This is a genomic window from Allobosea spartocytisi (assembly GCF_014764685.1).
Lineage (GTDB): Bacteria > Pseudomonadota > Alphaproteobacteria > Rhizobiales > Beijerinckiaceae > Allobosea > Allobosea spartocytisi.
In genome coordinates this window covers 1-19,758 of sequence record NZ_JACXWY010000020.1, presented here as the reverse complement: position 1 = coordinate 19,758, position 19,758 = coordinate 1, and the positions used below count along the sequence as shown (strand labels likewise).

Annotated in this window: 18 protein-coding genes, 1 tRNA gene and 1 pseudogene; 8 read left to right on the top strand and 12 right to left on the bottom strand. The window is 63.8% G+C overall.

The annotated features are described in order from the left end of the window. Positions 1-60 precede the first annotated feature (60 nt). From IED13_RS23105 to IED13_RS23095, 3 genes are all read left to right on the top strand, one after another. Entirely contained in the window at positions 61-786 is a 726-nt protein-coding gene (locus tag IED13_RS23105; RefSeq protein ID WP_191125633.1) for a response regulator, read from the top strand. Next, a complete protein-coding gene (locus IED13_RS23100; protein WP_191125596.1) occupies positions 783-2,003 on the top strand; it encodes a sensor histidine kinase in 1,221 nt (406 codons plus the stop codon). Before IED13_RS23105 ends, IED13_RS23100 begins: the two co-directional genes overlap by 4 nt. Before the next feature lie 175 nt (positions 2,004-2,178). After that, positions 2,179-2,751, top strand: coding sequence for an efflux RND transporter periplasmic adaptor subunit (locus IED13_RS23095; protein WP_191125595.1), 573 nt, complete (start codon positions 2,179-2,181; stop codon positions 2,749-2,751). Positions 2,752-2,915: 164 nt separating this feature from the next. Here IED13_RS23095 and IED13_RS23090 read toward each other — a convergent pair whose 3' ends face one another. Continuing rightward, positions 2,916-4,085, bottom strand: coding sequence for an MBL fold metallo-hydrolase (locus tag IED13_RS23090; RefSeq protein WP_191125594.1), 1,170 nt, complete (start codon positions 4,083-4,085; stop codon positions 2,916-2,918). A gap of 341 nt (positions 4,086-4,426) precedes the next feature. Beyond that, entirely contained in the window at positions 4,427-4,924 is a 498-nt protein-coding gene (locus IED13_RS23085; protein WP_191125593.1) for a histidine phosphatase family protein, read from the bottom strand. A gap of 412 nt (positions 4,925-5,336) precedes the next feature. On the opposite strand from IED13_RS23085, the pseudogene IED13_RS23080 reads away from it, so the two are divergent. Next, positions 5,337-5,724: pseudogene (locus IED13_RS23080) on the top strand (transposase); the annotation flags it as partial. A 98-nt stretch (positions 5,725-5,822) separates the two neighbouring features. On the opposite strand, the gene IED13_RS23075 reads toward IED13_RS23080, so the two are convergent. Further along, a complete protein-coding gene (locus IED13_RS23075) occupies positions 5,823-7,181 on the bottom strand; it encodes a sensor histidine kinase (protein WP_191125592.1) in 1,359 nt (452 codons plus the stop codon). Further along, positions 7,178-7,837, bottom strand: coding sequence for a response regulator transcription factor (locus IED13_RS23070; RefSeq protein WP_191125632.1), 660 nt, complete (start codon positions 7,835-7,837; stop codon positions 7,178-7,180). Before IED13_RS23070 ends, IED13_RS23075 begins: the two co-directional genes overlap by 4 nt. A 423-nt stretch (positions 7,838-8,260) precedes the next feature. Here IED13_RS23070 and IED13_RS23065 point away from each other — a divergent pair, with 423 nt between their 5' ends. Both IED13_RS23065 and IED13_RS23060 read left to right on the top strand, forming a co-directional pair. Then, on the top strand, positions 8,261-9,379 hold the full coding sequence (locus tag IED13_RS23065) for a Kelch repeat-containing protein (RefSeq protein ID WP_191125591.1): 1,119 nt from the start codon (positions 8,261-8,263) through the stop codon (positions 9,377-9,379). Positions 9,380-10,071: 692 nt separating this feature from the next. Next, a complete protein-coding gene (locus IED13_RS23060; protein ID WP_191125590.1) occupies positions 10,072-10,485 on the top strand; it encodes a helix-turn-helix transcriptional regulator in 414 nt (137 codons plus the stop codon). A gap of 127 nt (positions 10,486-10,612) precedes the next feature. On the opposite strand, the gene IED13_RS23055 is transcribed toward IED13_RS23060, so the two are convergent. The 6 genes from IED13_RS23055 to IED13_RS23030 are packed head-to-tail and all read right to left on the bottom strand — an operon-like array spanning position 10,613 to position 17,450. Continuing rightward, a complete protein-coding gene (locus IED13_RS23055; protein ID WP_191125589.1) occupies positions 10,613-12,592 on the bottom strand; it encodes an aconitase family protein in 1,980 nt (659 codons plus the stop codon). Positions 12,593-12,598: 6 nt separating this feature from the next. After that, complete coding sequence (locus IED13_RS23050) at positions 12,599-13,450, bottom strand: ABC transporter permease (protein WP_142021284.1); 852 nt, start codon at positions 13,448-13,450, stop codon at positions 12,599-12,601. A 4-nt stretch (positions 13,451-13,454) separates the two neighbouring features. Continuing rightward, on the bottom strand, positions 13,455-14,303 hold the full coding sequence (locus tag IED13_RS23045; protein ID WP_142021285.1) for an ABC transporter ATP-binding protein: 849 nt from the start codon (positions 14,301-14,303) through the stop codon (positions 13,455-13,457). An 8-nt stretch (positions 14,304-14,311) separates the two neighbouring features. Further along, the gene (locus IED13_RS23040) at positions 14,312-15,358 is read right to left on the bottom strand and encodes an ABC transporter substrate-binding protein (protein ID WP_142021286.1); all 1,047 of its coding nucleotides are present in this window, start codon (positions 15,356-15,358) and stop codon (positions 14,312-14,314) included. 20 nt (positions 15,359-15,378) lie between these two features. Beyond that, on the bottom strand, positions 15,379-16,530 hold the full coding sequence (locus IED13_RS23035; protein WP_260368468.1) for a CaiB/BaiF CoA transferase family protein: 1,152 nt from the start codon (positions 16,528-16,530) through the stop codon (positions 15,379-15,381). After that, positions 16,527-17,450: a hydroxymethylglutaryl-CoA lyase gene (locus IED13_RS23030; RefSeq protein WP_191125588.1), complete on the bottom strand. Its 924-nt coding sequence runs from the start codon at positions 17,448-17,450 to the stop codon at positions 16,527-16,529. The genes IED13_RS23035 and IED13_RS23030 overlap by 4 nt, the downstream gene beginning before the upstream one ends. A gap of 116 nt (positions 17,451-17,566) precedes the next feature. On the opposite strand from IED13_RS23030, the gene IED13_RS23025 reads away from it, so the two are divergent. Further along, positions 17,567-18,454: a GntR family transcriptional regulator gene (locus tag IED13_RS23025; RefSeq protein WP_191125587.1), complete on the top strand. Its 888-nt coding sequence runs from the start codon at positions 17,567-17,569 to the stop codon at positions 18,452-18,454. 83 nt (positions 18,455-18,537) lie between these two features. Here IED13_RS23025 and IED13_RS23020 read toward each other — a convergent pair whose 3' ends face one another. Next, positions 18,538-19,188, bottom strand: coding sequence for a hypothetical protein (locus IED13_RS23020; protein ID WP_191125586.1), 651 nt, complete (start codon positions 19,186-19,188; stop codon positions 18,538-18,540). Here IED13_RS23020 and IED13_RS23015 point away from each other — a divergent pair. Then, positions 19,166-19,555, top strand: coding sequence for a hypothetical protein (locus IED13_RS23015; RefSeq protein WP_191125585.1), 390 nt, complete (start codon positions 19,166-19,168; stop codon positions 19,553-19,555). The genes IED13_RS23020 and IED13_RS23015 overlap by 23 nt on opposite strands. Positions 19,556-19,631: 76 nt before the next feature. Here IED13_RS23015 and IED13_RS23010 read toward each other — a convergent pair. Then, a tRNA-Met gene (locus IED13_RS23010) sits at positions 19,632-19,708 on the bottom strand. Between the last annotated feature and the right edge of the window lie 50 nt (positions 19,709-19,758).

The following is a 19,758-nucleotide window of genomic DNA, read 5'->3' as shown; positions in this document are numbered from 1 at the left end:
CTTGCTCTGTCACGTGGCGCTACAGCAGCGATGCCAATCTATCCGCCGGTCCCGATGTTCATGAACCCGAACGCCCAAATTCTTGTCGTGGACGACGACGGTGAGATCCGTAAGCTGCTTGCCCGCTACATGCAGGAGCAAGGTTTTCGGGTGCAGGTCGCCTCGAAATGCGCGGAAGTGCGGGAGAAGATTGCGACCAACCGGATTGATCTCATCATCCTCGACGTCATGTTGCCCGATGGCTCGGGGCTGGATCTCTGCCGCGACTTGCGAGCGACGCGATCGAACATACCGATCATACTTCTGACCGCCCTGAAGGAGGATATCGACCGGATCATCGGTCTCGAGATCGGAGCCGACGACTATCTGGGAAAGCCCTTCAATCCGCGCGAACTTGTCGCTCGGATGCGGGCCGTACTACGTCGGGGAGCCTATGCCGACGAAGAGCCCCGGTCCACGGGCGTCTTCCTGTTTGAGGGCTTCGCTGCCGATCCATCGTCACGCTCACTGATTGGTCCGAGGGGCGAGGGCGTACCGTTGACAGGGGCCGAGTTCGACCTCCTCGTCACATTCCTGCAAAGGCCGGGCCGTGTGCTTTCACGCGATCAACTTCTCGATCTGACCCGGGGGAACGGTGGCGACGTCACCGACCGTTCGATCGACGTCCTGATCAGCCGCCTCAGGCGCAAGCTGTCGGACGGAGGCGCCGCTCAGATATTCAGGACAGTCCGCAATGGCGGTTACCTTCTCGCCGCCAAAGTCCGTGTTCCAGACGGCCCAGGATGAACACCCTTCGTGCGAAGTTCGCCCTCCTGCTCGTGGTCTCGATCGTCGCGGTGGTCGCCTTGATCACCCTTGCGATGATGTACTTCTTCGCGACGCCGAAGGATATCGAGGCCGGCCTGCTCGCTCGGCAACTCATCACCCTGGAGCGGCTCGGCAAACAAAATCCGGAATCGGAGCTGCTCTCCCGACAGCCGTCGGCGGGTGAGCCTGACGGCGATGCGTCCGAGCTTCTTCGCGCGGCCGCAGCACAGCTCGGAGCGACGCTGGACGTCGCTGTGACGCACCATGCCAAATCCAGTCAGCTTTGGACAGTCTCGCTGCGCGTTGGACCGGGTAGCTGGGTCTTGGTCGACATCGATTCCCTGTCGGATCCCGCCTTGTGGGAGTGGTTGGCGTTCATCACGATCGGCGTGGGATCGATCGCCGTGTTCGCAGCCCATCGCATGAGCCGGCCTCTCGCGCTCCTCGAAGCCGCCGCGGAGTCAATCGGCCCGGACGGCAGCGTCGCGGTGTTCTCCGAACGCGGGCCGGCCGAGGTTCGCGTGACTGCCGCGGCCATCAATTCCCTGTCGCTCCGGTTGAAGCGGGCTATGGAGAGCCGCATGAGGCTCGTCGCCGCGGCCGGCCACGATTTTCGTACCCCGCTTACCCGGATGAGGTTACGCGCGGAATTCGTCTCGGATGATGAAGAGCAGGCATTGTGGCTAAAGGATATCGACGAACTCGAGCGCATCGCCGACAGCGCTATTCAGCTTGTCCGCGAGGAAGCAACGAAAGCCTCCGTCCAGGTCATCCGGGTCGATGAGCTGGTCAAGATCATCGTCGACGAGTTGCGGCAGCAGAACCTTCCGATCGGTGTCATGGATACTGTCGAGGTTTACGCAAAAGCCGATCGTCTGGCATTGAGCCGCGCCCTCCGGAACCTCTTGATCAACGCTGCGACGCATGGCGTGCGGGGTGTCGTCAACGTAACCGGAGGCACGAGCATAAAAGTCACCATCTCCGACGAAGGGCCGGGCATCGCACCAAATCTGCTCGATCAAGTGTTCGAACCCTTCTTTCGTGCCGATCGAGCCCGGCGCCAAGCCATCCCCGGCGCCGGTCTTGGCCTTACGATCTCCCGTGAAATCATCCGCAAATATGGTGGCGACATCCGGATCCGGAATTCTGCGGATGGAGGTTTGGTTCAGATCGTCGATTTGCCGTCCGTCACTTAGGCCTGCGTCGCTCGTCCCCCAATGTCACGAGGGTACTGCATTGATATCTGCGGACCGGGCGCCAGCAATGATTCAACATAAATCGCCGGCCCCAAGCAATATCGGGACATGAGAGACCGCAGATTCGTGGTTTTCCCGATGCATCTGGTGTTCTCCACGCATGGGGAGAATACCAATGACCCGCTTCCGCTCGCTCTGCCTGATCCCGGGGCTGAATCGAGAGCGCACCATCCTGGCACTTTTCCGCATCCGTGCGTTTTTCTGGTGCTTCCTTTCGCTCATCATGACCTCGCCGTCCGCAGCTTCCTCGGCAGGTGAGGGACATGGCCGCAACATTCCAATCACAGTTCTGGTCGACACCGTTCGTGAGGAGCCGATAGCTGCCACGATCTCCGCGACAGGAAACGTCGCCGCCTGGCGCGAAATGCCGGTCAGCTCAGAAACGGGCGGGCTTGCGATCAGCGAAATCCACGTGGACGAAGGAGACAGGGTGGAGAAGGGCCAGGTTCTGGCGCGCCTCAGCCGCAGCGTCGCCCTCGCCAAACTCAGCCAGAGCATGGCAGCAGTTGCCGAAGCGGAGGCCAACCTTTCTCAGGCGATCGCCCAGACATCGTTTGGCCGCGTCGCCGGCGCGCGAGACACACAAAAACGCATCCGCGCCCGACGGCGAGGCGTCAAACGCATGCCGTCCTTGCGATTTCACTCAAACGCGAGATTCCACTGCCGTTCAGTTTGTTTGCCGACCTAATGACCTCCAAGTCATCCCTCACGCCATGGACAGCGTCCACTGTGCAAGGTGACATGAACCTTGCTCGTTCTGGCTAACATCCTATGAGCGACGGATCGCTGCGGCCGCTCAGTCCGGTGTAGCCCAGGTCGACATCGCAGAGCCGGGCTAAACCGGAGCGATGGTTAGCCGAGCTGCCAAGGCATTGCGAAGTAGGCATAGCCCTCGCCGTTGCGCGCCATTCGCCCGAAGCCGGGCCAGGGGAGATGCATCCCGCCGACGAAGGTCGTCTTGCCAGCGATAGCATCGAGCGTCCTTACTCGGCTCTCGACCCCGAGAGCAGGATCCACGTCTACTCCGACGCGCGCCCGCGGCGTCGGAAGCTGCAGCACCGGGGAATGCACCACATCGCCGAGGATCAGCAACGAGGCAGAACCGGATGTAAGCATGAACGACGTGTTGCCCGGCGTATGTCCCGGTCCCGGCAGCGTCGAGAAGCCGGCAACGACCTCCTTCTCCTGGTCGGCGAAGCGGCGGATGCTGTCCTTGTAGGGCGCGATCGACCTGCGGGCGCCAGCAACGAAAGCCTCGCCCTGAGGCACCTTGGACAGGTTGGCGTCGTCCATCCAGAACTTGTACTCGGCGTCAGAAACGAGCACCTCGGCGTTGGGGAACACTTTCTTCCCGTCCGCGGTCGAAATGCCAAGCGCATGCTCCATGTGAAGATGGGTCAGCAGAATGGTATCGACCTTTTCCGGCGCGACGCCTGCCGCCTTGAGCGAGGCCTGCAGGCGACCGGTCGTCGGCAAGTAGGTCGGGCCGCCGCCGGCATCGATCAGCACGACGTTTTTGCTCGTCTCGACCAAATACGCACCGACCGGAATCGCGAGTCCCTCGGGGTGCGGATAGAGCAGCGTATCGAGCTTCGAGATCGTCTCCGCCGAGTCGGGGAAGAATTTCGCGAGGCCGTTTGTCGGCACCACGAAGCCGCCGTCCAACAGGGCGGTGACTTTTGCATCGCCTACAGTCGTCTGGAAGAACGCAGGGGTCTGGGATGCGGCACCGGTTCCGGAATAGGGGCCGGACTGGGCGGCCGCAGGCGAGACGAGACCGTGCCGACCCGCCGCTAGGGCGCCCAAGGCAGCTAGGCCACCGACCATGACGCCCCGGCGTCCAAGCGCGATTTCAAGTGAGGATTTAGGACACATGTATTCATACTCCATTTTCAAGTGTTTCCAGGAGTTCGGCCATGACAAGAGCGGATGGGTCTTTTGGGAGGCGACCGCTCCGGCGGCAGGTTTCTGGTAAAAACGCAAGCTGACGCCTGACTGACAGTTTTTGCGAGATTTCTTCATATTCCTGTAAGCTTGAAAGCATAAATTATTTTGAAATATCTGATTAAAATCTCGATTGGAGGCGAAACGATATTATAAATATCGACAATATATAGTTAGATAGGCCTGTATTGACATAAATTTTTATAGAATTATCGATATATTCATCGAACACTATCCGATGCTCGGCAATTCAATGCACGATCATGTGACTGCGCTCGGAAACGAGTGAATTGACTGCTCCGCCTGGTGCGGAGCCGTCAATTGAGATCGTTCTTCCGACAGTTCGCCTAAGCATCGAGCTCCGCCCATCTGGAGCTGAGGCTCAGGTGCTTCAAGCTCTAGTTCCTGCCGCGGAGATATCACTGCGAATGGGAAGCGCTGAGCAATTCTGCGGGCGTGACAAAGCCGAGGAAGTCTGGGGCGCCACTCGACGGAGCAAAAACCGCTAATCCGCCTTCGGGGAATTCGCTCTGCGAGACGGAGCGGCCCAGGATCATGGCGAGCGGATAGATGTGGCCCACGAGCACGTCCACTTTTCCACCCTTGGACGGAATACCTAGGCGACGACTGACCCAGGCGACATTCGCCGCCAAGCGCGCCTGGTCATGCTCGTAATCGTCGGCTGTCAGTTCAGGAACCGCTTTGACGTTGGTTTCCCCGAATGCGAGTTGCGCCGTGTCGAGGGCGCGAAATACCGGACTGCTGAGAACTTCACCGACCGGTATGGTCAATTCCTTGAAGCTCGCTCCCAAGGCGGTCGCCTGACGCCGGCCTTCTTCCGAGAGATTGCGCTGCCCTTCTCGTCGACCGAGATCTCCGGTGTCGACCTGAGAGCGATCGGTGATGGAATGGCGCATGTATACCGACACTCCTCCGCGTTGGAGCGTCCTGACTAGTTCAGACGCATTCGCGGCGCGAACTGTCCGCGTGAGAGAGATTGCCGAGTACGACGCTGCGATCCCTGCCAATAGGCGTCTTCTGGATATCATTTTCTAAGCCCCATCAAAGACGATAAGATCGAATGACTGATATCTTCGGCAAGATTGTGATATTAAATTCATAAATTCTGGCAAATTACCGAAATAATATTTGTATAAAAATGCCTTAATCGACAACAATTCGACCAATTCTAGGATGTATCTGTAGCGACTCATGGAGCTTTAACCTGACAGCAGGCTGACAATCTGCGGAACAGTGCTTCACCTTCCCGTAAGTTTTCTGATGAGAGGCACGTTGGATCTCGGATCGAAACAAGCCGGCCTTCAGGTCATGCCGTTCAAACACAATGCCTGCCGCCGTCATCGTATCGGCAAGATGAAGTTCAAGGCGACGAACTGGGCAGACGACGAGGCCAGCTGACACTTCGGATGACGCCGGAGGCGGTATCGTCATGGCAAGCGCCCACGCGGAAAACAGGCGGTGGCCAGCCGCGCTATAGCGATCTGGCGATCGAGACTGCGCTGATGCCGGGGCTGGTATTCGGCCTGCGGCTGAGCCAGACAGATTTCTGGCCACAGTGCTCCAACTTTTGGGCCTCGATCTCGCTGTTCCCCATCACACGACCTTGAGCCGGAGGGCAGGTAAGGTGCGATTGCGGAGCGCTCGGCACGATGATCGTGATCATAACCCGGAGAATGGGCCGATCCATGTCTGCATTCGACGCTGGACGCCGACAGCGGCGACATCATCGCGCATGTCGGCCAGCTTGCGCACGATGGCAGCGATTCCGGCGGAAACGAGACCGCTGGCGTACCGTCAACCAACCGTCGGCAGCTTCACGGTCACCCGGACGCCGGTACTTGATTCGGGGAGCGGTGAAGTCACCGAGAGTGTCGCGCCCGAGCGGTCGGCGATGGTCTTGACGATGGCGAGACCCAGACCGTTGCCGTCGATCTTGCCGGCGCCGCGCTCAAAGCGGCGCATAAGGCGGTCCAGCGCATCGGCTGGCACGGCTGCCCCCTCATTGGAGATGCAAAGCAGGCCGTCCGGCCTCAACGATATGTCCACGGCGCCGTCCTGCGCGCCGTGGCGCAATGCATTCTCGATGAGGTTGCGACCGAGAATGCCGACGATATCTGGATCGAGCATGGAAAGCACCGAGACCTCCGTCAGGACGAGCGTGATCCGCCGTTCCCCGGCCCGGACAAAATCGTCAACGATCAGGCGCAGGACCGTCCGCAGATCCGAAGGATCGTCGAGTTGCAAGCGACCGCCTTCGGCGCGGGCGAGTTGCATGAGCTTCTCGGACATGCGCATCAACCGCTTCAGCGTAGTCTCGATCTCCGTGGCACGTTGGCCCGTCCGCTCTTCGCGGGTTTCGAAGCGAATGCGCTGAGCCTGGGCGATGGCGCCGGCGACCGGCGTGCGCAGCTCATGCGCCGCATTGGCGGCAAAGCTGCGTTCCGCCTCGAAGGCGTCCGTCAGCCGACCGAGCAGTTGGTTGACGCCGGCGGAGATGGGGGCGAGTTCGCTCGGCAGGTTGGCGTCCGGCAGGGGCGAGAGGTCCCGCGCGCCGCGCCGGGCAAGACCTTGCTGCAGTCCGCGAACCGGTCGCAGGGAGCGGCGGACAGCTACGGCGATCGCCAGAAGGCTGAGGGGAGTGACGATGATCAATGGCAGCGCCAGGCCGGCGAGCATCGTGTGCGACATTCCCCGGCGATGACTGAGCGGCTCGGCGACGTCGATCGTGAGGTTTCCGTCGCGGGTTGCGTCGGCGTAGATCTTGTGGGTCTTCGTGCACCGGAATCCGGGCTGGGTGAACGGCGGAAAGACGGAGGCGTCGACGCCGTCCGATGCGAGTAGAATCCGGCCCTCCCGATCGCGCACGACGAAGGTGAGATCTTGTCCATAGCGGGCCGCGCGTCCGATCAGTGTCGGACTGTCCCCCTCGTTGCCCGCGATCGACGGTTCGCGCCGCAGGCGTCCTTCGCGCAGGTCGCGCCGCGCGATCGGCAAAATGCGCTCCGCTGTGGTCTTCAGCCCGTCGTTGAAGACTTGCTCCATCTCTTGGCCAACGCGTCGCGCGGTGACTGCCGCGGCGGCGAGCCAGAGCACGGTCACCGACAGACCTATCGCGAACGCCAGACGCGCCTGGATCGAGTCGAAGAGTCTCACGGCCTGCCTAAGCGATAACCGAGCCCGCGTTCGGTCTGGATGACGTGCGCGCCGAGCTTCTTGCGCAATCGGCTGATGTGGACCTCGATGGCATTGCTCTCGATGTCGCTATCGAAGGAATAGAGTCGTTCCTCGAGGCGCGCCTTGGAGAAGAGCTGCCCGGGGCGCTGCACGAAGGCTTCGAACAGCACCCATTCGCGCGCCGTCAGGGTAACGGGTTTGCCGCCGAGGGTCATGTTGCGGGCGGCGAGATCGATCTGAAGCGGGCCGAGCGTCACGATGGGATTGGGGTTGCCGGCATAGCGGCGCACCACCGAGCCGATGCGCGCGGAAAGCTCCGCCAGGTCGAACGGCTTCACCAGATAATCGTCGGCTCCGGCGTTCAAGCCGGCGATACGGTCGGATACCTGATCGAGCGCGGTCAGGATGATGACGGGCGTCTCCTCACCCCGCCCGCGTAGCATCCTGAGAAACGAAATGCCGAGCCCGTCCGGCAGCATGAGATCGAGCAGGATCAGGTCGAAATCGGCAGCGGCAAGCGCATCGTCGGCATGATCCAGACGGTTGACCCAATCGACGGAATGACCATCGTCGGCCATCTGATCTCGGGTGGCTGTGCCCAGCACCAGATCGTCCTCGATCAACAGCACCCGCACCGTCACCTCGACTTTCAACTCTCCGACATCCCGCAGCGCTCGGGGCGCGTGTATGACAAACAACTGCTGCGGAGCAAGGCAGCAAAAGACGCCTGGCCTGGAGCAAGTGGGATCGTGAACAGACGTCTTCTGTCTGGGCATGGTCCTCAGCCCCGTTGTCGCGGCTTGTTCGTCCACCCACCAGCTTACGGGAAGCTGAAGCGATATCGAGTCCAGCGTCAGGCTGCGGTCAGTTCCGGCGCCGGATAATCACCATGGGAGCCAAGACGGATGGCGACGAGCGCTGGCGCCAAGCCTGTCGGCAGGCGCCAGGTGCGCACGGTCCGACCGGTTCAACAGCCTCTGTGGCAGATAAGGAGATTTGAGCGCATGCCTAATCTCTTACTGCCTGGAGCGCCCGCCGATCCAGAACAGGACATGTAGATGACGACCAACTTATCCCGACGGACAGCCATCCAGGCATTTACTGCCTCGATCGTAACGGGCGCTCTGGCCGGCCGCGCGCTGGCGCAGCAGGGCCACTTCCACGGGGCGCCGTTCTCCACGCTCAGCGGAACCACCGTCGAGGAATTGGCGCCGCATCAGATCGGACAGCGGCAATTGGAGAGTCCGGCGCCGAAGGGACCTCAGGGAAGATGGGAGGCGCGGACCGCGCTGCCGCTGCCCAGATCCGAAATGGCCTGGGCGACGGCCCTGAACGGACGCATGCATGTGGTGGGCGGCTATGGGGAGGGCGCGGTCAACCGCGCCTACCACCATGTCTACGACCCGCAGGAGGATCGTTGGAGCATGCTTGCGCCTTTGCCGCGCGGCGCTAATCACGTCGCCGTCGTCGCCGACGGCGGCCGTCTCTATGCGTTGGGTGGATTTCTGGAGCAGAACCGGACGCCCGACGACAACGCCTTCATTTACGATCTCAAGACCGATAGCTGGCGGCCGATCGCCCGCCTGTCACGCGAGCGTGGCGCGGCCTCGGCGGTGGCACTCGATGGCAAGATCCATCTCATTGGCGGCGCGGCCCTGCCCACCCAGGAGCGGGCGAGTATCGGCTGGCACGAGGTCTATGATCCCGGCGCCGACCGTTGGGAGATGCGCAAGCCGCTTCCCGCCGCCCGTGATCACGCCGGTGCGGTCGCCTATGGCGGGCGGATCCATGTGATCGGCGGGCGCTTCAACACTTTCGAATACAACACCGACCGTCACGACGTGTACCATCCGGACAGGGACAGCTGGGCGTCGGCCGCGCCCATCCCGACCGGGCGGTCCGGACACGGCCTCGTCATCTATCGCGGACGTTTCTTTGCGATGGGCGGCGAGCAGCGCGACTTCGACCGGAACTGGCAGCAGCATGACAAGGTCTTCGGTCAGCTGGAGAGCTACGATCCGACGAGCGATACGTGGCAAAGCCATGCGCCGATGACGACGCCGCGGCACGGACTCGGCGCGGTGGCGCTGGGGGACTGGATCCATGTCGCCGGTGGCGGGCCGGTGGTCGGAGGCGGCATGCAGTCGTCGATCCACGAGGCGTTCACGCTGGGCTAAGCTCGGAGATGCGGTGCGCCGCTCGAACCTGATCTGCGACGCCTATGGTCGTCTTTTCCACCGGCTACGGTGCATGCCCGTCCGCTCGCAGCAGGTCTAGGTGTCGAAGCTATGAAGGTTGTTCATCCGGGCCGGGACTGAGAGGCTGGGGTTGCGAAGCTCCAACTCTTGCACCGGAGGTCCCCGGATGAACGTCCATCAGAATGCCCGTCTGACGCCTTCGGGTCGAGCGCTGCTTGCGGAGCGTGTCGAGCGGGGTTGGCCGCAGACAAGACTGGAAGGCGTTGCTGCGCAGGGTAAGCGTCCGCTTGCCGCTGCCAGCCGCGATCGTCGCATAGCCCCTCCCCCCGCTCCGGGAGAGGCTGCAATGCTCCTCGGCTATCATCACGAGGATATCGGCGTCCGCAAGCGCAATGCTGTCCTGAGAGCTCACGACACGGCCCTCCCATAGTGAACCGGGTCGGAAGCGCCGCGGATGGTGCGCCAGGTGGCGGGGAACGTGTCGATGTCCATGGCCTGTCCTTTTCGATGGAAGATGAAGGGCCCGGGGCCGTCATGGGCTTGTCCGGTCGGGTGACGGTGCGACGAGGGTCATTCGGCGTCCTCCGGACGCGCACCGTATCGCGCTGACATCGCGCTTCCTGTCGCTGGCACGGCGCCACCTCCTGGAGCTGGCTCGTCATGGCGAGGTCATGGACGAGATGTCGGCGAGCCTGCTCACCGATAATCTCTGCAATCTGATCGGGCTGTCGAGCGATGCCGACGGTCCCCGCCCCGATCGTCTGCATGAGGCGATCCTCGCCTTCTGCCGCGGGCGGCTCGGCGACGAGACGCTGTCGCCTGGTGTCGTGGCGGCGCATTTCAACATCTCGCTGCGCACGCTGCATGCACGCTTTGCCGCATCGGGCCAGAGCTTCGGGCGCTGGCTCCTGGCGACGCGGCTGGAGGAGAGCCGCCGCGCCCTGCTCGACCCGCGCCGTGCCGCCGAGGGCATCGCCTCCATCGCCTATTCGGTCGGCTTCAACGACCTGTCGGCTTTCAACCGGGCCTTCCGCAACCGCTTCGGCGTCGCACCGCGGCAACGTCGAAGCAGAGATCGCGCTTAAACCATGTCGACGGTGCGCCAATTCCGGACATTGCATGATTGGCCGGAAGCGGAAGTATGCGCGGTCCTTGCAACTACCAGAGGACCAGCTGACCTCGATTGTAGCAGCTCGTTGCTAGCGCTGGCGATTAGCCGTTGGTTCGCCTTGTGACCTGCCCTCGTAGGTCCGAAGTCCGGCGCTGCAACTGCCCGAACGAGACGATCTCGCCGGCGATCGCGCTGGCGGCAACAGTCGGCGGGCTTGCGAGCCAAACCTTGCCGGGCCCCGAGCGGCCGGGGAAATTGCGGTTGATCGCGCTGATCGTCATTTCCTCCGCTTGCGACGACACCCCCGGCCCGCATTGCGCGCAGGCGCCGCAGGCGGGATTCAGGATCTGGGCGCCGACGCGCCTGAACGTGTCGAGATAGCCACGCTCCTCGCAGTAGCGCCGCACGGCAACGGTGCCGAACTGCAGATAGAAGGTGACGTTGTCCGGTACCTTCAGCCCGCGCGCGGCCGCCCAGGCCAGAACCTCGTGATACTGGTCGAAATCCTCGCGCTTGCCGGCCGTGCAGGAGCCGCCATAGGCGATGCCGATCGGGACGGGGGCGGCGAGCCCGTCGCATGGGACGCCGTTGCCGGGATCGCCGGGGGCCGCGAGCATCGGTGTCAAGGCCGAACAGTCCAGCGTCAGCTCGGCGGCATAGGGGGCGCCCGGATCGCTCGCCATCCAATCCTCGATCACGACATCGACCTGGCGCCGCTCGCGGATGAAGCGGGCTGTCTCTGCATCGGGCGCGACGATTCCGCTGAAGCCACCGAGCTCGGCTGTCATGTTGGTCAGTGTCGCGCGTTCATCGATCGACATCGCCGACACGACCGGCCCGGCGAATTCGAAGACGCGGCCCAGTCCGAGGCCGGCTCGGATCCGCGGCTCGGCGAGCAGCTTCAGGACGACGTCCTTGGCGGTTATGCCGGCGGGCAAGCTGCCCTCGAGGCGGATCAGGAGCGATTCCGGCACGGTGAGCCGGACCGCGCCGGTCATGAACGCATTGGCCATGTCGGTCGTGCCGACGCCGAAAGCGAGACAACCCAGCGCGCCGGAATGCGGGGTGTGTGAATCGGTACCGACGCAGATCTCGCCGGGAACGGCATAGGTTTCCGCCATCAGCGCATGCGAGATGCCTTCCGAGCCGTCCTCGCCGACGAGATAGCCATGGTCCTTCAGGCCGTAGTCGCGGGAGAAGGCGCGATGCCCTTCCGAGAGTCGGCGGATCGCCGGCAGCAGATTCTGCCGCTGATGGGTCGGCGAGCGATGCGCATAGGCGTTGTGATCCTCGAAGCAGAGGATCGTGTCCGGCTCGTGCAAGGCGAGCGGCCGGCCATAGCAGCGATGCAGCATATGCGCCGCCATTGCCGTGTAGATTTCGTGGATGAAGCGAAAGCGGGCCTTCACGAAGCCGCCGCTGCCCGGCTCGGCGGCCCATCGGCGGCCAGGCTCGGAGAGGAGATGGCGCGCGATGATCTTCTGAGTGAGTGTTTGCGGCCCCGTGCCGTCTGGTAACGGCGCTGGCTTCGCAGCGAAGAGGTGGGCCCTGCCATACTCGAGCAGGCCGCCGCCGGCGAGAATTCGGGCCGCCAGCTCGTCGCGTCCCTGCAGCAGATCGGCGAGCGGAATGGCTTCGCCGGCCCGGATGCGGTCGAGCAGGCCAAAATCGGTCGAGGTGAACAGCCCGATATTGTCGCAGTTCTGGCGGTAGATCCGCTCGAAGCTCTCGGCGATGACGAGCCTGATCCCGGCCGCGCGCTCGGCCAGGGGCGCATGCTCGCGCGACGAGCCCTTGCCGTAGCGGCGGCCGGCGACGAGCACGCCGAAGCCGCCGAGACGCAGGCCGTCGAGCGGAATCGGGTTGCTCTCGCCGGCGCGATAGCCGGTATGGGCGTGCCGGCCGATCTCGTCGTCGAAATGCACCAGCGAGGGCAGCGGCGTGATCTCGTCGGTCGAGACGTCGTCGCGCAGCAGACCCGCGGTGGCGCGGTCGAGTTCCTCGCCCTGCAGCTGCCGGCGGACGACCCCGGCATCGGCCGACAGGAACAGCACCCGGCCGTCGAAGCGGATCGACTGCATGACCGGTCAGGCCTGGGCTTCGAATTGCGGCTGCCAGCGCAGCAGATAGCGCTGCAACTGCCGCACGATGGTCGCGAGCAGGATGCCGACGACCATCATCGCGAAGATCGCGACCATCATCTCGGCGGCGTTGGCTCGCGCCTCGGCCTCGATGATCAGCTTGCCGAGGCCGCGCTCGGCCCCGATGAACTCGCCGACGATGACGCCGATCAGCGCGAAGGACACCGCCGGCGTCAGCGAGGCGAACACCCAGGCCAGCGCCGAGGGGATCACGACCGTGCGCAGCACCGTCATCTCGGAAGCACCGAGCAGACGCGCCGCGGCGATCTGGTCGCGGTCGACGGCGCGCGTGCCCTCGAAGGTGTTGAAGAAGACCACGAAGAACACGACGATCCAGGCGGTGACGATCTTCGACATGTCGCCGAGCCCGAACATCAGGATGATCAGCGGCACCAGCGCAATGCGCGGGATCGAATTCATCGCCACGACATAGGGCTGGAAGATGCGTGAGAGATAATCGGAGCGCCCGAGGATCAGCCCGCAGGCCACGCCGGAGACGGTGCCGAAGACGAAGCCCCACCACATGTTCTTGAGCGTGACCAGCAGCGCCAGCCAGAGATTATTGTCGTTGCGGGCGAGGCAGGCGCCGAAGCCGGCCGCATCGCCGAGGCAGCTCAGCTTCAGGAAGCTCGTCCAGATCATCGACGGCTTCGAGATGAAATAAGGGTCGAGGATGCCCGGCACGAGCGGTTTCAGCGCAGCGATGGCGCGCAGGCTCCAGCCCCATTCCCAGATCGAGAGGACGACGACCAGGATCGCGACCTGCCAGGCGACGACCTTTGCGGAGGATTGCTTCATCGGTTCACTCCGCCTTGGTTCGCCTGAACTCTTCGCCGAGCGAATGCCAGATATGGGAGTAGAGCCTGCCGAACTCGGCGCTCTCGCGCAGCGAGACGGCGTCGCGCGGCCGGGCGAACGGCACCTCGAAATCCTCCTTGAGCCGGCCGGGCCGGGCCGAGAGCAGGATGATCCGGCTCGCCAGGGTCAGCGCCTCGCCGAGGTCATGGGTCACGAACAGCACGGTCTGGCGCTCGCGCTCCCAGATATCGAGCAGCGTCTTGTGCATTTCGAGCTTGGTGTGCGTGTCGAGCGCCCCGAACGGCTCGTCCATCAGCAGGATCTCGGGCTCCATGATCAGCGTGCGCATCAGCGCGACGCGCTGGCGCATGCCGCCCGACAGCATGCGCGGGAACTTCGCGCCGAAGCCGCCGAGCCCCGCAGTCTCGATCGCTCGCGCGACCTTGGCCTTGCGCTCGGCCTTGTCCACGCCGGCGATTTCGAGCCCGTAGCCGATATTGGCTTCGACCGTCCGCCACGGGAACACGGTGTCGCGCTGGAAGACGTAGCCGACCTTGCGGTTGACGTCGCCGTGCCGGACTTCGTCCGCATCGATGGCGATATGCCCGCTGCTGCGCGGGATCAGGCCCGCGACCATGTTGAGGATCGTGCTCTTGCCGCAGCCGGACGGGCCGAGCAGGGCGACGAACTCGCCCTGTTTCACCTCGAAGGAGACATCGTCCACCGCCTTGACCCCGGCTTCGCCGGAGCCATAGCGCTTGTCGAGATTGCGGACGGTGATGCGGATGCGTTCTTGCGCCGGCTCTGCCTGCGCGAGCGGGGTGTCGAGCCGGGTGCGTTGAGCCAGCGCCATGACCGGGCTCACCCGAACTTGGCGCGTGCGGCTTCGAGGAACGTCATGTCGACGATGTCCTCGAACTTTGCCGGCGGGATGTCGGTGCCCTGGCGATACCAGACCTTGCCGCCGCGCTCGAAGGAGGCTTTGTCGATGCGCCCGTCATACTCCCAGGTCTGCTTGTCGAAGCCGAGCTCCGCTTTGACCGCATTGGGATCCTGGCCGCTGTAGAGCTTCTCGCCCACCAGCGCGTAGACCTCCTCGATCGGGGTCGCCTTGACCCATTTCATCCCCTGATACATCGCGTTGACGAAGGCTTGGACCGTGGCCTTCTCCTGCTCGCAGGTTTCCGTCAGCGCATAGAGGACGAGGACGGGCACGGTGCCGCCATAGGCGGAGACGAAGACGCCAGGCTTTGAGGTGTCGAAGATCGCCTTGCCGAAGCCTTTCGCCTCCGACTCGACCACCCAGCCGGGAGGGGCAATGATCGCATCGAACTGCTTGGTCTCCAGCCCCGGCAACATGGTGTTCAGCCCGCCACCGGCAACCCAGGTCACCTTGTCGCCCAATCCCTTCGACTCGAAATTGTAGGTCCCATACATCCAGGTACCGGAGCCGATCGCTGTCGCGGCGATCACGGGCTTGCCACCATTCGGCCGCTTGTAGGCCGCGAGCTTCTCGACGCTGTCGATGCCCGCATCGAACAGGTCCTTGCGGACGACGACATTGGCGATCGATGAGATCATCTGCGTCGCCATGATGATCTTGCAGGGTTTGCCGCGCGTCGAGAGTTGCAGCGGGTGGCTGGCGTCGCCATGGGCGAACAGCGCCTGGCCGGCCGCCAGCGTCTGGCGGCCATGGGTGCCGGCGTTGCCGACAACCAGCTTGAGATCGAGCTTCTCGGCCTTGAAGAAGCCGCGCGCCTCGGCGATCGCTCCGAGGGCATAGACGGGTGTCTGCGGCCCATAAGCGAGCGAGGCTGTCGCCGATTGGGCGCCTGCCGCGGCGGGAATGAGGCCGGCCATTGCGAATGAACCGCCCCCCGCCAGCAGGTCTCGACGTGTGATCTTCATGGCGTCCTCCCTGGACATTGTCAGTTCGCGGTGCCGGTTTTCCGGTCTTGCAGTTCGGCCAGCACCTCTTCGGTGTGCTGGCCGATCATGGGTGGATCGCGGCGCTTGGTCAGGCGGCTGCCGTCGAAGGTGAAGGGCAGCGCCGGCGTCTTGACGGTGCGCCCGTCGTTCAAGGTCAGCTCAAGCAGCCCCTGCGAGGCGTTGAGATGCGGATCGTCGAACAGGTCGCCCGGCGTGTTGACCGGCGCGAAGGGCAGTTCCAGCCGCTCCAGGATGGTGCTGATCTCGGCTAGGTCGTAGCCCGCCACGATCGACCTGATCTCGGGGATGATCCAGCCGCGATTGTCGACGCGGCCCTGGCTGGTCGCGAGCCGCGGGTCACCAAGCCAAGCTTCGCGGCCAAAGGCGCGGCAGAAGCCTTCCCAATGTTCCTCGCCGACGATCGAGATGAAGATCTTGTCGCCGCTCTTCGTGTCGAACAGGTCGTAGACCGGCCAGGGCGATTCCTTCACCGACCACGGAACGGAGCGCTCGCCCGTGACGCTTTCGAACATCATCGCCTGCGCCATCAGGAAGACATTGTTCTCGAACAGCGCGCTCTGGATGTAAGCCCCTTTGCCAGTGCGCTCGCGCTGGGCCAGCGCCGCCTGGATCGCGATGACCCCGAACATGCCGCCCATGATGTCGTTGACGGAGGCGCCGGCGCGCATCGGCTTGCCGGGAAGCCCCGTCATATAGGCGAGGCCCCCCATCATCTGGACGACCTCGTCGAGCGCGAGGCGGTTCTCGTAAGGGCCCGGCAGGTAGCCCTTCAATGAGCAATAGATCAGGCGGGGCGCGTCGGGGGCGAGCGTCTCGTAGTCGAGGCCGTATCGGGCCAGCAGCCCCGGGCGGAAATTCTCGATCAGCACGTCGGCGCGCACGATTAGCTCGCGGGCGGTCTCGCGCCCCTCAGGCGTCGCCGTGTCGATGACGACGCTGCGCTTGTTGCGGCTATAGGTGTTGAAGAAGCCGGAGGCGACGCTCTTGAAGAAGCGTGTCCGGTCGCCCTTGGGCGGCTCGACCTTGATCACGTCGGCGCCGAGATCGGCGAGGATCATCCCGCAGGATGGCCCCATCACCATTTGCGAGAACTCGATGACCCGGACCCCTTCGAGCGGCAGCGGGTTCACGCGGCCACCCCATAGACCTTCGGCAGCCCGGCCTCGCGGACATGGCTGCGGATACGTTCCTCCGGCAGGGCTGCGGCGAGTATTTCGGTGGCCGCGAGCAGGTGTTCGAGATCGATCCCGGTCCGCAGGCCCATCTGCTCGAGCATGAAGACCAGATCCTCGGTCGCGATGTTGCCGGAGGCGCCGGGCGCGAAGGGGCAACCGCCGAGCCCGCCGCAGGCAGCGTCGAAGCTGGTGACGCCGGCCTCTAGTCCCGCCAGCACATTGGCGAGGCCGAGCCCCATCGTGTCGTGGAAATGCAGCCGGATCGGCATCTCCGGGCCGACCGCGCTGCGGACGGCCTTGACGAGCGAACGGACGAGCCGCGGATCGGCGTAGCCGACCGTGTCGGCGAGGCCGATCTCGTCGACGCCGCGCCGAGCCAGCGCTTCGGCGACCTGGCAGACATCGCGTTCGGCGACACGGCCTTCGAGCGAGCAGCCGAAAGCGGTCGGGATGCCGCCCATCACATGCGGTGCTTTGGCCTGTTGCTTCGCCTGCGCGACGATGGCGCCGACGATCTCCGCCTGTTCCTCGCGGGTGCGCCGCGTATTGGCCATGCTGTGGCTGTGGCTGGCGGAGACGATGCAGTAGAGCATCTGGGCTCCGGCCGAGATCGCACGCTCGGCGCCCTTGGCGTTCGGCACCAGCGCGCCGACCCGCCATTGCGCGCTGACCGCGCGCGCGGTTTGCACAAGTTCCGCTGCATCGGCGAATTGCGGGAAGGCCTGTGGTGGCACGAAGCTGGTCGCGTCGATCTCGCCGAAGCCGCACCGCGCCAGCGCCTCGATCCACTCCCGCTTCGTTTGCGTCGGCATCACCTGCCGCACCAGTTGCAGCCCGTCGCGGGGGCCGACCTCGCAGATTTGGACGTCGCGCATAGCCTACCCTGAGCGTTATTTTGTCATTTGTTGCTATAAAGTACAAAATCTGCGATTGGATTGTCAATCGCCGTCCGGGGCATAGAGTCCCGCGCAGGCATCGTGGCGGGCAGGGCATGGACGAAGGGATTTCGACTTCGGCAAAGACGATCGAGCTCGCGGGCCAGATCATCGAAATCGCCCGCAGCGAGAACATCCGGTGCGGCGAGCGGCTGTTCGAGCATCGACTCGCCAATCGCCTTGGCATGTCGCGCGGCCCGGTCCGAGCCGCCTTGCGCTCGCTTGCCGAGGCCGGGCTGGCGGAAGCGGTTCCGAACAAGGGTTTCGTCCTGACCCAAAGCCTCGACTCGGACATCGCGCTGAAGGCGCTGAACGCCGGCGACCGGAGCGAGACCCACTACCTCGCGATCGCCAAGGACCGGCTCGAAGGGCGCGTGCCCGATGTCGTCAGCGAGGCCGAGCTGATGCGCCGCTACGGCCTGAAGCGGGCGGAGCTGTTGCGCTTGCTCGACCGGATCGCGGCAGAGGGCTGGGTCGAACGGTTGCGCGGCTATGGCTGGCGCTTCACCCAGACCCTCAACAGCCCCCTCGCTTACGCCCAGACCGGGCGCCTGCGCATGATGATCGAGCCTGGCGGCATCCTTGAGCCGACATTCCGGTGGAACGCCGAGCTGATGGCCCCGGTGCGGGAGCACCAGGAGCGCGTGCGCAAGGATGGCCTCAAGGTCTTCACCCTATCGGAGATGTTCCGCTTCGGCTGCGAGGTGCACGAAGCCATCGCGGAATGCTCCGGCAATGCCTTCTTGCTGGACGCGCTACGTCGGCTCAACCGGATCCGGCGGCTGTTCGCCTATCGCTTCATTCCCGATTTGGAGATGGTTGAGCGGCACACGCAGGAGCATCTCCAGATCCTCGACCTGCTCGAACGCGACGACCGCGAGCAGGCCGCCGCGCTCATGCGGGCCCATCTCCACTGGAGCGGTGGCGGCGACCAGATCAGCTAGCGATTAAAACGGTTGGCCTGCGCCAGAAACCGACATTCGAAGTGGGTCGGAAAGCGGACGTTGGATGGTCAGAGCTATCTCCGTCAGCTGTCGATCCGTAGCTGCCCTTGCGAGTGTCCGTCTGCGGGGATGAGCCCTTGCACTTCTGCCTGCGTTTTCGTTTCCTCAATGGCAAGCAAGCGTGCCCTCTCCTCGGCCCGCCAAGACAAGCGCCCGTAATCGATGTCAATAGCGTTCTCGAACTTCGCAAGGTCGAATCCGAGAACCTTCAATCCACGCCTGAGCCGGAAGCGGGCGAAGCCGTCCAGGATATTCTGAAAGCCGAACTTGGGTTTCTGTTGGATCTCGCGGATCGTATGGTACAGACCGATGAGGATCAGCACCGCACCGCCGCCCCAGGCGAGCGCTCGGGGTAGCCCGACGGTCGCGCGCCATGTCCCGACGGCCGCAACGGCAACGATTGTCCATGTCATTACGCGCTCAAGACTTGCTGCGGAGGCATTAGTTCGCCTTAGGAGTCCTTCAACGCGTTCAACCTCAGCGCGACGGGAGGCTTCGGCATCGGCTTTCAGCTGTCTGCGTTGCTCTCTGAGCTCTTCGAGTTCGGCATCGCGCCGGGCCAATCCCGCATGGGCCTCCGCGAGTTTGGTCGCGGATGCCTCCCTGATCTCCTTTTTTTCCTGGCCGTGACGCTGAGCGGTGGCCCTGAGCTTGAACCGGGAGCGGCGCTCCAACGGTGATGCCTGGCGCAGCGAACTCGCCAAGGTCGAGAAGCAGATCGCTGGGATCGTCGAGGCAATCGCCGACGGCATGTACCATCCGTCGATGAAGCAGAAGATGAGCGGGCTTGAAGCCCGCAAGATCGAGCCGACCGCTCTGCTGGCGGATGAACCTGCAGATCAGCCCGACCAGTTGCCGAACGCAGCCGCGGTCTACGCACAGAAGATCGCCAAGTTGACCGAAGCGCTGAACGAGCCCGCCGCTCGGCCAGAGGCGGGCGGGAGCGATGCGGGTGCTGATCGCGGCGATCGTGCTGACGCCGGGGTCGACGCGCGGCGAGGTCTTCGCGACGCTGTACGAAGAACTGAGCACGATCCTTGAGTGGACGGAGCGGCAAGCGGTTGGAAGGCTGCTAGAACGACAAAACCCGCCGCTGGAGCGACGGGTGTTGTTGATTTGGTTGCGGGGGCCAGATTTGAACTGACGACCTTCAGGTTATGAGCCTGACGAGCTACCGGGCTGCTCCACCCCGCGTCAATGATTTGGCCTTTGGCGTCCTGGATGGGCGATGCGGCCTGTCCTGG